This window comes from Streptomyces rubellus (assembly GCF_036323805.1).
In the GTDB taxonomy this organism is placed as follows: domain Bacteria; phylum Actinomycetota; class Actinomycetes; order Streptomycetales; family Streptomycetaceae; genus Streptomyces.
This window is the reverse complement of record NZ_JAZDCX010000038.1, coordinates 25,206-38,473: the sequence shown is the minus strand read 5'-3', so window position 1 is coordinate 38,473 and position 13,268 is coordinate 25,206. Positions and strand designations below refer to the sequence as shown.

Below are 13,268 nucleotides of genomic sequence, written 5' to 3'. Positions count from 1 at the left end.
CGTTCTCACCACCGCTCCCGGTGACCTGGCCACTCCCGCCTACTGGGTGGGGCAGATACGCGAGCCGGTCCGCTTCGCCGACGCGGTGCGCCAGGCTCACGAGGCGGGCGCCACCCGCTTCCTGGAACTCGGCCCCGACGGCGTCCTCAGCGGGCTCGTCCCCGGTGCGGTGCCCGCGATGCGCCGCCACCGTCCGGAGGTGGAGTCCCTGTTCGCGGCCGTCGCCCGGCTGTGGGTCGAGGGGACGGCAGTGGACCTGGCGGCGGTGTTCCCCGAGGCCCCGCCCGTCACCCTGCCGCCCTACCCCTTCCAGCACACCCGCTTCTGGCCCGAAGCCGTCCCGGCCGGACACCGCACCGCCTCCGGAGAGGGGCAGTACGAGGTGCGCTGGGTGCCGGTGACCGAAGGGGCTGCCCGGCCGACCGGCATGTGGTTCCTGGTCACGCCGCCCGGCGAGGACGACAGCGCTGATGCCGGTACCGACGACGTCAGCCGCGCGCTGCACCACGCCGGCGCACGTACCCTCGTCATCGCCGGAGGCACCGACCGCGCCGCCCTCGCGGCCCGGCTCCGCGCCGCGACGGCAGAGGCCACCCCGGCCGGTGTGCTGGCTCTGCCGCCCGCCTCAGGCTCCGACGCCCTGCCCTCCGTGGTCGCCCTCACCCAGGCGCTCGACGACGCGGGTGTGACGGGCCCGCTGTGGTGTGCCACCCGGGGCGCGGTGCGGGTCTCCACGGACGACCCGGGGCCCGACCCGGACCAGACGGCCGTCTGGGGCTTCGGCAGGGTCGCGGCCCTGGAGATGCCCCGCAGCTGGGGCGGCTTGGTCGATCTGCCCGCCGAGTGGGACGACCGGGTCGGCGTACGGCTGGCCGCGCTGCTCGGCGCCGACGGGCCCGAGGACCAGGTGGCGATCCGCCGGACCGGTGTACTCGGCAGGCGCCTCGTCCAGAGCGCCCCCAGCAACGGGGACCGTACGGCCAACGAGTGGCGGCCGGCCGGCACCGTGCTGGTCACCGGCGGTACCGGCGCACTCGGCGCGCACACCGCCCGCCTGCTCGCCCGGCAGGGCGTGCCGCACCTGGTGCTCGTCGGGCGCCGGGGCCCGGAGGCACCCGGCGCCGGCGAGCTCGCCGCCGAACTGACCGCCCTCGGCAGCCGCGTCACCCTCGCCGCCTGCGATGTCACCGACCGCGCCGCGCTCGCGGAGGTACTCGCGGGCATACCGGAGGAACTGCCGCTCACCGGCGTCGTGCACGCGGCGGGGACGGTGGACGACGGAGTGATCGGCTCGCTCACCCCCGACCGTGTCGCGGACGTGCTGCACGCGCGCCTGGCGGCTGTCCGGCACCTCGACGAACTGACCGCGGGCCACGAGCTCGACGCGTTCGTGCTGTACACCTCCTTCGCCGGGGTCGTCGGCAACCTCGGGCAGGCCGCGTACGCCGCGAGTAACGCCGCGCTGGACGCCTTCGCCGAGCGGCGCCGAGCGGCCGGGCGTACCGCCACGGCCCTCGCGTGGGGACCGTGGGCCGGAGCAGGCGTGGGCGGGGGCGCGGCAGCAGGCGAGCAGCAGCAGCGCACCGGTGTGACACCGCTGCCGCCGGAGGAGGCTCTCCTGTCGTTGGAAGCGGCCCTCGCCGAGCAGCGGACGACGGTCTGCGTGGCCGGCATCGACTGGAGCCGCTTCGGCCCCGTTCTGGAAGCCGGGCGCGGCGGGCGGCTGCTCGACCTGCTGCCCGCCGCGCCCCGGCCCGCGCCGCCCGCCCCCGACCGGCAGGGGCCGGGCCTGGCCGAACGGCTGGCCGGGGCGTCGCAGGCGGAACAGGAGCGCATCCTGGTTGACTTGGTGGTCTCCAGGACCGCCGCCGTACTCGGCCACAGCACCCCGGCCGCTATCGACCCGGACCGGCAGTTCCGCGACCTGGGTACCGACTCGGTGATGGCCGTCGAACTGCGCAACATGCTCGACGTCGCCACCGGGCAGACCCTGCCCGCGACCCTGGCGTTCGACCACCCGACCCCCGCCGCCCTCGCCACGCACTTGCGCGGGCTTCTCGTGAGCGGCCCGGGCCCGGCCGCCGTGGCGGGTGAGGAGAGCGCGGTCTCCCGGCTGGAGAAGCTGGAGGCGGCGCTCACCGAGACCCCGCCCGACGGCGAGGAGACAGCGGTCCTGCTCGCCCGCCTGCGCGACCTCGCCGACCGGCTCGGCGCCGCGGCAACCGTGCCACCCGCCCGCTCCAGGCCGGAGACCGCGGACATCGACTTGGAGTCGGCGAGCGCCGATGACCTCTTCGACCTCATCCACAACGAATTCGGCAAGTCCTGACGCCATGTACGGTCCTGCCTGCTGGGAGTCGCTCTGATGACGAACGAAGAGAAGCTGCTCGACCACCTGAAGTTCGTCACGGGCGAGCTCCGGCAGGCGCATCAGGAACTGCGCGAACAGCAGGACCGGGACTCCGAGCCCATCGCCATCGTGTCCATGGCCTGCCGCTTCCCCGGCGGCGTTCGTACCCCGGAACAGCTGTGGCAACTGGTCACCGAGGGCCGTGACGCGGTCGGCCCCTTCCCCACCGACCGGGGCTGGGACCTGGACGCGCTGCTCGACCCGGACCTCGAGCGGTCCGGCGGCAGCTACGGTCACGAGGGCGGATTCCTGTACGACGCCGCCGAGTTCGACGCCGGGCTCTTCGAGATCTCGCCGCGCGAGGCCGTAGCCATGGACCCACAGCAGCGGCTGCTCCTGGAGACCTCGTGGGAGGTCTTCGAGCGAGCCGGCATCGACCCGAAGTCGGTGCGCGGTGGCCGGGTCGGCGTGTTCGCCGCCACCAACGGCCAGGACTACGCCACCGCGCTCGCCGCCGACCCGGAAGCGGCCGAGGGCTACCTCGCCACCGGCGCCGTCGCGAGCGTGCTGTCCGGACGCCTCTCGTACGTCTTCGGGCTGGAAGGCCCCGCCCTCACCGTGGACACCGCGTGCTCGGCGTCACTGGTGGCGCTGCATCTGGCCGTGCAGTCGCTGCGCAGGGGCGAATGCACCATGGCTCTCGCGGGCGGCGTCACGGTCATGGCCACGCCTGCCGCGTTCGTCGAGTTCTCCCGTCAGCGGGGGCTGGCGGCCAACGGCCGGTGCAAGGCGTTCGGCGACGGCGCGGACGGCACCGGCTGGGGCGAGGGCGTCGGGGTGCTGCTGGTGGAGCGGCTTTCGGACGCCGTACGCAACGGCCACGAGGTGCTGGCGGTGGTACGGGGGTCGGCCGTCAACCAGGACGGCGCGTCCAACGGGCTGACCGCGCCGAACGGTCCCTCACAGCAGCGGGTCATCCGTGACGCGCTGGCCTCGGCCGGCCTGGCGCCCTCCGACGTGGACCTGGTCGAGGCGCACGGTACGGGCACGAGGCTCGGCGACCCGATCGAGGCGCAGGCGCTGCTGGCCGCCTACGGCCAGAGCCGCCCCGCCGACCGCCCGCTGTGGCTCGGCTCGGTGAAGTCCAACATCGCGCACACCCAGGCCGCCGCCGGTGTCGCCGGCGTCATCAAGACGGTCATGGCGCTGCGGCACGGGGTGCTGCCCCGCACTCTGCACGCCGACGAGCCCACCCGGCAGGTGAACTGGTCGGCCGGCGCCGTCCGGCTCCTCACCGAGAACCGGCCCTGGCCCGGCCCCGGCCGGACCAGGCGCGCCGCCGTCTCCTCGTTCGGGGTGAGTGGCACCAACGCGCACACGGTGCTGGAGCAGGCGCCCGAACACGACCCCGCGACCGGGGAGGCCCCGGCCGTGCCGTCGCCCACGGCCGCTGAACCGCCACTGATCCCGCTCCCGCTCTCCGCGCGCACCCAGCGCGCCCTGCGCGAACAGGCGGTCGAACTCCATGCGCACCTGGCCGAGCGCCCCGATACACGCCTGGCCGACCTCGGCTACTCGCTGGCCACCACCCGCGCGTCGCTGGCCGCGCGGTCCGTCGTACTGGCGGCAGGGCGCGACGATGCGCTGCGGGTGCTCGCGGGCCTCGCCGAGGGCACGGTCCCGCCGGAGGCGGAGTCCGGCATGGCGGCACCCGGGCGCACGGCGTTCCTGTTCTCGGGGCAGGGCGCGCAGCGGGTGGGGATGGGGCGTGGGCTGTACGACGCCTTCCCCGTGTTCGCCGACGCGCTCGACGCCGTATGTGCGCGGGTCGACCTCGAACGCCCCCTGAAGGACGTGATGTTCGGGGAGGAAGCGGATCTCCTGGCGCGCACCGCGTACACCCAGCCTGCTTTGTTCGCCGTCGAGGTGGCGTTGTTCCGGTTGGTGGAGTCCTGGGGGCTGGCCCCGGACATGTTGGTGGGCCACTCGATCGGTGAACTGGCCGCCGCGCACCTCGCCGGGGTGCTGTCACTGGAGGACGCGTGTGCCCTGGTGTCGGCGCGCGCCCGGCTGATGGACGCGTTGCCGCAGGGCGGCGCGATGCTCGCCGTCGAGGCAGCCGAGGACGGGCTGGTTCTGCCCGACGGGATCGACGTGGCAGCGGTCAACGGGCCCACCTCGGTCACCGTTTCCGGTGACGTCGGCGCGATCGGTGCGCTGGAGGAGCAGCTCCGGGCGCGGGGCGTGCGGGTGAAACGGCTGGCCGTCTCGCACGCGTTCCACTCGCACCTGATGGAACCGATGCTCGACGAGTTCGCCGCCGTCGCGCGGTCGCTGACGTACCACGCCCCGACGATCCCGGTCCTCACCACCGCTCCCGGGGACCCGGCCACCCCCGATTACTGGGTCGGGCAGATCGTCGAGCCCGTCCGCTTCGCCGACGCCGTGCGCCGGGCCCACGAGTTCGGCGCCACCCGCTTCCTCGAACTCGGCCCGGACGGGTCCCTGTCCGCCCTCGTCCCGTACATCGTCGAGGACACGACTGCGGTCCCCGCCCTGCGCTCCGGCCCGGACGAGGCCGCGTCGCTGCTGCACGGCATCGCGCGCGTCCACGTGCACGGTGCCCCCGTCAACTGGGCGGCGCCGCTCGGCGCGGCGGGTGCCCGGCGCATGGAACTCCCCACGTACCCGTTCGAGCGGCAGGCGTACTGGCCCAGCGTCCGGCTGAGCTCCGGGGACCTGACCTCCGCCGGGCTCGGCGCGGCAGGACACCCGTTGCTGGGCGCCGCCGTGTCGCTGGCCGCCGGGGGAGGGGTGCTGCTCACCGGTCGGCTCTCCGCCGCCACGCACGGCTGGCTCACCGACCACACGATCCTCGGCAGTGTTCTCGTCCCGGGCACCGCGTTCGTCGAACTCGCCTGGCAGGCCGGGGAACACGTCGACTGCGGGACCGTGGAGGACCTCACCCTCACCGCGCCGCTCGTGCTGCCCGCCCGCGGCAGCGTACAAATCCAGGTGAGCGCCGGAGCCGAGCGCGAGGACGGCACCCGCCACCTGGAGATCCACTCGCGTCCCGACGGCGAGGAGCAATGGACCGGCAACGCCGTCGGCCTGCTCGCTGCCTCCCCCGCCGGTTCGACCGGCGCCGTGCAGACATGGCCGCCGGAGGCCGAGCCGGTGGACCTCGACGGCTTCTACGGGCGGGCCACCGAGTCCGGTTTCGCGTACGGTCCCCTCTTCCAGGGGCTGAAGGCCGCCTGGCGGGCGGGCGATGAGCTGTACGCCGAGGTGGAGCTGCCCGAGTCCGCCCACCGCGAGGCGGGCCGCTGCGGACTGCACCCCGCCCTGTTCGACGCCGCGCTGCACCTCACCGGCCTCGGCCCGGACCGGGCCGGGCTGCCCTTCGCCTGGGAAGGCGCCACCCTGCACGCGACCGGTGCCACACGGGCCCGAGTCCACCTGGCACCCGCCGGCGAGGACGCCTGGACGCTGCGGATCAGCGACCCCGAGGGCGCCCCCGTCGCCACTGTCGAGTCGCTCACCCTGCGGACCGCGACCGCCGTCGGCCCGCGCCACGACGACTCGCTGTTCATCCTCGACTGGACGCCCGTGCCCGTGCCGGCCCGGCGGGGGTCGCTCGCCACGGCCACCGACGGACTCGGCGCCTTCATGGCCGGGTTCTCCGGCACCGCACCCGATGTCGTCGCGTGGCCCGTGGCTGACGCGGACGCCGAGGCCGCCGTCACCGAGGTCCTGGCCGGCATCCAGGCCTGGCTGGCCGACGAGAGATTCGCCGCGTCCCGTCTGGTGCTGGTCACCCGCTCTGCCGTGGCCGCGGTACCCGGTGACGACGTCACCGGTCTGTCCGGGGCGGCCGTCGGCGGTCTCGTACGCTCCGCGCAGGCCGAGCACCCCGACCGGTTCGTCCTGTTGGACACCGACACCGACACCGACCTGCTCGCCGTGCTCGCGGACGGCGACGAACCCTGGCTCGCACTGCGCGGTGGCACTCTGCTCGCCCCCAGGCTGGCCCGCGCCTCGGCATCCGGCGCCCTCGCCGTGCCCGACACGGAGGGCTGGCGACTCACCGCCGACCGAGCCTCCGGCTCCCTCCGCGACCTGGCCCTCACCCCCGCCTCCGAGGCGACCGCGGAGCTGGCACCGGGTGAGGTACGGGTCGAGGTGCGTGCGGCCGGGGTGAACTTCCGCGATGTGCTGATCGCGCTCGGTCAGTACCCGGACCCCTCGGCCCTCATGGGGTCGGAGGCCGCGGGGATCGTGGTCGAGGTCGGCCCCGGGGTCGCGGACCTCGCGCCGGGTGACCGCGTCTTCGGCCTGTTCGAGGGCGGCTTCGGACCGCTGGCGGTGGTGGACCGGCGGATGGTGGCGCCGGTGCCGCAGGAGTGGACCTTCTCGGACGCGGCCTCGGTGCCGATGGCCTTCCTGACGTCCTACTACGCGCTGGTGGACCTGGCGGGGCTGGCGGCCGGTGAGTCGGTGCTGGTCCACGCCGCCGCCGGTGGCGTGGGGATGGCCGCCGTACAGATCGCCCGGCACCTGGGTGCGGAGGTGTACGGGACGGCCTCGCCGGCGAAGTGGGCGGCGACCGGCCTGGACGCAGCGCATCTCGCGTCCTCGCGTGACCTGGGCTTCGAGGCGGCCTTCGCGGAGCGCACCGGCGGGCGCGGCGTGGACGTCGTCCTCAACGCGCTGGCAGGCGAGTTCGTCAATGCCTCGGCACGGCTGCTGGCCCCCGGCGGCCGCTTCGTGGAGATGGGCAAGGCGGACCTGCGCGACCCGGACTCGTTCGGCGACCGGCGCTACCGCTCCTTCGACCTCGGCGAGGCAGGGCCGGACCGGCTGCAAGAGATGCTGCAGGAGGTCCTGAAGCTGTTCCGAACCGGCCGGCTCACGTTGCTGCCCGCGCGGACCTGGGACGTCCGGCAGGCGGCAGAGGTCCTCCGGCACGTCGGCTCGGGTGGCCACGTCGGCAAGAACGTCCTGATGCTGCCACGTGCCCTCGACCCGGAGGGCACGGTCCTGATCACCGGTGGCACCGGCGTCCTCGGATCGCTGCTGGCCCGACACCTGGTCGAGCACCGGGGCGTACGGCACCTGGTGCTCTCCAGCCGGAGCGGGCCCGCCGCACCCGGCGCCCAGGAACTGGCGGAGCAACTCGGCGCGCTCGGCGCACGGGTACGGGTAGCCGCGTGCGACGTCACCGACCGGGAGGCACTGGCCGAACTGCTGGCCACCCTCCCCGCCGAGCACCCGCTCACCGGGGTCGTTCACGCGGCCGGTGTCGCCGACGACGGTGTCATCGAGGCGCTGACGCCCGAGCGGATCACCGGCGTGCTGCGCCCCAAGGTCCAGGCCGCGCTCGCCCTGCACGAACTGACCGCGGGCCACGACCTGGCCCTGTTCACCGTCTACGCATCCGCGTCCTCCGCCTTCGGCTCCCCGGGCCAGGCCAACTACGCCGCCGCCAACGCCTTCCTGGAGGCGCTGGTCCAGCACCGCCGTACCCGGGGACTCGCCGCGACCGCGCTCGGCTGGGGCCTGTGGGCCGAGGAGAGTGCCATCAGCGGCGGCCTCGGCACCACCGGTCTTGCCCGTGCTACCCGCGTCGGCGGCGCGCTCTCCACCGACGAAGGACTTGCCCTCTTCGACGCCGCCCAGGCCATGGGCCTGCCGTACCTGCTCCCGCTGCGCTTCGACCTGCCCGTCGCCCGGATGCTGCGGCCCGTGCCCGCGCTGCTGCGCGGCCTGGTGCGCGCCCCCGCGCGCCGCATCGCCAGTACGGTCACCGGCGGTTCGGGACTCGCCGGACGCCTCGCCGCGCTCCCCGCTGCCGAACGGCACCGCCTGCTCACCGGGCTGGTGTGCGCCGAGGCCGCAGCCGTCCTCGGGCACGCAGGCGCGGACGCGGTCGCCCCGGACCGGGTGTTCAAGGAACTCGGATTCGACTCGCTGACCTCCGTCGAACTGCGCAACCGCATCAACACGGCCACCGGGCTGCGCCTGCCGGCGACGCTGCTGTTCGACCATCCCACCCCGGCCGCGCTCGCCGACCACCTCGGCACCGAACTGGTCGGTGAGGTCGGGCCGACACACCAGGTGCGTACCGGCGCCGCGACCGACCTCAGCGAGCCGATCGCGATCGTCGGCATGTCCTGCCGGCTGCCCGGTGGTGTCCGGTCGCCCGCAGACCTGTGGCGGCTCGTACGCTCCGGAGAGGATGCCATCACCGCCTTCCCGAGCGACCGAGGCTGGGACATCGACGCCACGGACCTGCCGTACGCGCCGCTCGGCGGGTTCCTCGACGATGTGGCCGGGTTCGACGCCGGACTGTTCGGAATCTCGCCGCGCGAGGCGCTGGTGATGGACCCCCAGCAGCGACTGCTGTTGGAGACGGCATGGGAGGCGTTCGAGGCAGCGGGGCTCGACCCCTTGGCGGTCGCCGGTGAGTCGATCGGCGTGTTCGCGGGCGCCGCCTCCTCGTACTACGGCCTCGACAAGGAACTCCCGGAGGACGTCGCCGGCTACCAACTCACCGGCGGCGCCACCAGTGTGCTCTCGGGCCGGGTGGCGTACTCGTTCGGACTGGAAGGGCCCGCGGTGACGGTGGACACGGCGTGCTCGTCGTCGTTGGTGGCGTTGCATCTCGCGGTGCAGGCGCTGCGTAACGGTGAGTGTGACATGGCACTGGCCGGTGGTGTGACGGTGATGACGGGCTTCGGGGTCTTCAGCGAGTTCAGCCGCCTGGACGGGCTGGCCGAGGACGCGCGTTGTAAGTCGTTCGCGGATGCGGCGGACGGTACGGGCTGGTCCGAGGGTGTCGGGGTGCTGTTGGTGGAACGGCTCTCGGACGCCGAGCGGTTGGGGCACGAGGTGTTGGCGGTGGTGCGGGGGAGTGCCATCAACCAGGACGGTGCGTCGAATGGTCTGACGGCGCCGAGTGGTCCGTCGCAGGAGCGGGTGATCCGACAGGCGTTGGCGAACGCGCGTCTTGAGGCGTCGGATGTGGACGTGGTGGAGGCGCACGGTACGGGGACCAGGCTGGGTGACCCGATCGAGGCGCAGGCGTTGCTCGCGACGTACGGCCAGGGGCGGGATGGGGAACGGCCGTTGTGGCTGGGCTCGATCAAGTCGAATATCGGTCACACGCAGTCGGCCGCTGGTGTGGCGGGTGTGATCAAAATGGTGCAGGCGTTGCGGTCCGGGGTGGTGCCGGCGACGTTGCATGTGGACGAGCCGACGTCGCGTGTCGACTGGTCAACCGGTGCGGTGAGGTTGGCGGTTGAGGCGCGGGTGTGGCCTGAGACGGGTCGTGCGCGTCGGGCGGGTGTGTCGTCGTTCGGGATGAGCGGCACCAACGCGCACGTGATCATTGAGCGGGCTGAGCCGGTGGCGGTCGTGGTGCCGGAGCCTCCGGCCGGTTCCGGGCTGGTGCCGTTGGTGGTGTCGGCGAAGTCGGCGAGTGCGTTGTCGGGCCAGGCGGACCGGTTGCGGGCGCTGGTCTCTGACGGGTCCTGTCCTGAACTGGTGGACGTGAGTTGGTCGTTGTTGTCGCGGGCGGGGCTGGAGCATCGCGCGGTGGTGCTGGCCGCCGACCGTGAGAGCGCGGCTGAAGGACTGCGCTCGGTAGTTGAAGGTGTGGCGTCGTCGGGCGTGGTGTCGGGCGGTGTGGTCCCTGGGGACGTGGTGTTCGTGTTCCCGGGCCAGGGCTCGCAGTGGGTGGGTATGGGGCGGGAGCTGGCTGGTTGGTCAGCGGTGTTTCGGGAGTCGTTGGCCGAGTGCGAGGTGGCGTTGGAGCCGTGGGTGGACTGGTCGTTGCTGGAGGTGATCGAGGGCGGTGACGAGGGGCTGTTGGGCCGGGTGGATGTGGTCCAGCCGGTGTTGTGGGCGGTGATGGTGTCTCTGGGGCGGTTGTGGCGTGCGTGTGGGGTGGTGCCGTCTGCGGTGGTGGGGCACTCCCAGGGGGAGATTGCGGCGGCGGTGGTGGGGGGTGGTCTGTCGCTGGAGGACGGGGCCAGGGTGGTCGCGTTGCGTAGCCGCGCGATCCTGGCGTTGGCTGGTGGCGGGGGAATGGTGTCGGTCGCTGAGGGTCGCGCCACGGTTGAGGAACTGATTGACGCTTTCGGTGGTCGGTTGTCGGTGGCGGCGGCCAACGGTCCTTGTTCGACGGTGGTTTCGGGTGAGCCGGAGGCGTTGGATGAGTTGCTGGGGCTGTGTGAGGTGCGGGAGGTGAGGACGCGTCGTATTCCGGTGGATTACGCCTCGCACTCGGCGCAGGTGGAGGAGTTGCGGGAGCAGATCCTGACCGACCTGGCCGATGTCGCACCGATGTCCTCCACCGTGCCGCTCTATTCCACACTCACTGGTGCCCCGATCGATACGGCGTCGATGGACGCGGGGTACTGGTTCGACAATCTGCGTTCCACGGTCCGGTTCGAGGAGGCCACGCGTGCCCTGCTGGCTGACGGCCGGTCGGTGTTCGTGGAGTGCAGCCCTCATCCCGTCCTGGCCATCGGTGTCCAGGAGACCGCCGAAGCCGCAGACGCGGACGCCGTGGTGGTGGGCTCGCTCCGCCGTGCTGAGGGTGGCCAGGAGCGTTTCCTGACCGCGCTGTCCGAGGCGTGGGTGGCGGGCGCCGGGGTCGACTGGTCCTCGGTCGTGCCGACCGGGCGTCGCGTGGAGCTGCCGACGTACGCCTTCCAACACGAGCGCTACTGGCTGGAGCCCGCATCAACCACTGTCGAGAAAAAGGTCGTTGACGCTGAGGAAGCCGCCTTCTGGGACGCCGTGGAGCGCGGCGACCTCGCGGAACTCACCGGCACCCTGGAGCTGGAGTCCTCCCCGGAACTCGGCGCACTACTGCCCGCACTCTCCTCCTGGCGTACCCGACGCCGCCAGGACACGACCATCGACACCTGGCGCTACCGGGTCGAGTGGTCCCCGCTGACCGGACTCCCCGTCACCGGCCCGCTGTCCGGTACCTGGCTGGTCGTCGTCCCCCCGGCCTGCGAGCTGACGAAGTGGGCCACCACCGCGCTACGCGCTGCCGGGGCCGACGTCGTGGAGTTCGAAGTCGACGACGACCCCACTCCGGACCGCGACACCCTTGCCGCACGCCTGAAGGAGACCACCAGCCCCCAGGAACCCCTCTCCGGCGTCCTGTCGCTCACCGCCACGGCCGACGTCGCGCTACCGGGCACCACGGTGCCCGCCGGGGTCGCCGCCACCGTGACGCTGACCCAGGCGCTCGGCGACGCGGGCATCGCCGCGCCCCTGTGGACGCTGACCCATGGGGCGGTGTCCACCCACGACGAGCCCGTCGACCGCCCCGCCCAGGCCGCGGTCTGGGGTGTGGGCCGGGTCGCCGCGCTCGAGCACCCGGACCGCTGGGGCGGGTTGGTCGATGTCCCGCTCGCTCCCGACAGCACCGCCGGCGACTTGCTGACCGTCATCCTGGCCGGGGGCACCGGTGAGGACCAGCTTGCGATCCGCGACCGCGGTATGTCCGCCCGCCGGCTCGTACGCGCACCTCAGGACACCGACACCATCCAGCCCGCGCCACCTGCCTGGACCCCCACCGGAACGGTGCTGGTCACCGGTGGAACCGGGGCCATCGGCGCCGAGGTGGCCCGCTGGCTGGCCGGCCGGGGCGCACCGCATCTGCTGCTGGTCGGCCGGCGCGGCGAAAAGGCCGACGGTGCGCGGGAGTTGGTGGAGGAGCTGACCGCACTCGGTACGACGGTCACCGTGGCCGCCTGCGACGTGACCGATCGGGACGCGCTGGCGGAGGTGTTGGCGGCGGTGCCGGCGAAGTGGCCGTTGACCGGAGTGCTGCACGCGGCCGGCGTCGACGGTGTGACCGCACTGGACGAGGTCGACGCGGACCATCTCGACACCGTGCTCGGGGCGAAGGTCACCGGTGCGCGCCAGCTGCACGAGCTGACCCGGGAGATGAACCTGGAGCAGTTCGTGGTGTTCTCCTCCGGCGCCGCCGTCTGGGGCGGCGGAGGGCAGGGCGCGTACGCCGCGGGCAACGCGTTCCTGGACGCACTGGTACGGCACCGTCGCCAACTCGGCCTGGCAGGAACCTCGGTGGCGTGGGGTTCCTGGGCCGGTGGCGGCCTCGCCGCGTCGGCGGGCGCGGACCGACTGCGGCGACTCGGGGTCATCCCGATGGAACCCGAACTGGCCGTACGAGCTCTGGCGCGGGCGATCGACCAGCACGAGGACGGTTTGGTCGTCGCCGACATCGACTGGGACGTCTTCGGGCCCGCGTTCACCGCGAGCCGGCCGAGTCCGCTGATCGCCGCGCTGCTGGACGACCGGACGCCGGACGTGGCCGACGAGCAGAGTGCCGACGAGATGTCCGTACTGCTCGACCGGCTGTCCGCCGCACCGGCCCGACAGCGGCAGCAGATCCTGCTCGATCTGGTGCGTACCGAGGCCGCGGCGGTCCTGCGGTACCGGGACGGACAGGTCATCGAGGCCGCGCAGGCGTTCAAGGACCTCGGCTTCGACTCGCTCACCGCGGTCGAGCTACGGGACCGGCTGAGCCGGATGACCGGGCTGCGGCTGCCGGTGAGCCTGGTCTTCAACCACCGCAACCCCACCGGGGTCGCCGCCTACCTCGGCTCGGAACTCGGCGTCGCCGACCACGAACCGACCGCCGACAAGCAGCCCGCCGAGCCAGGAGAGGACGCCATCCGGAACGCGCTGGCGACCATTCCGATCGCTCGACTACGTGCGGAGGGCCTGATGGACGCGCTGCTGCGACTGGCCGACGGTACCGACGACACGCCCGCCCCGACTGCTGACGGCGACTCGATCGATGAACTGGACGCCGACGCGTTGATCAATATGGCGCTGAACGCCGACCGAGACGATGCCTGAGCCTGTGGAG

At 73.1% G+C, this 13,268-nt stretch carries 2 protein-coding genes and 1 pseudogene; all 3 read left to right on the top strand.

Annotation, left to right across the window (positions count from 1 at the left end; genetic code table 11):
- Positions 1-2,329: type I polyketide synthase (locus V1L54_RS28285; RefSeq protein WP_330121012.1), on the top strand; the 2,329-nt coding region annotated here is incomplete at its 5' end.
- Between the two features lie 36 nt (positions 2,330-2,365).
- Positions 2,366-5,410, top strand: a pseudogene (locus V1L54_RS29620) (type I polyketide synthase); the annotation flags it as partial.
- A gap of 87 nt (positions 5,411-5,497) precedes the next feature.
- A complete protein-coding gene (locus tag V1L54_RS28280) occupies positions 5,498-13,258 on the top strand; it encodes a type I polyketide synthase (protein ID WP_443076820.1) in 7,761 nt (2,586 codons plus the stop codon).
- Positions 13,259-13,268 lie beyond the last annotated feature (10 nt).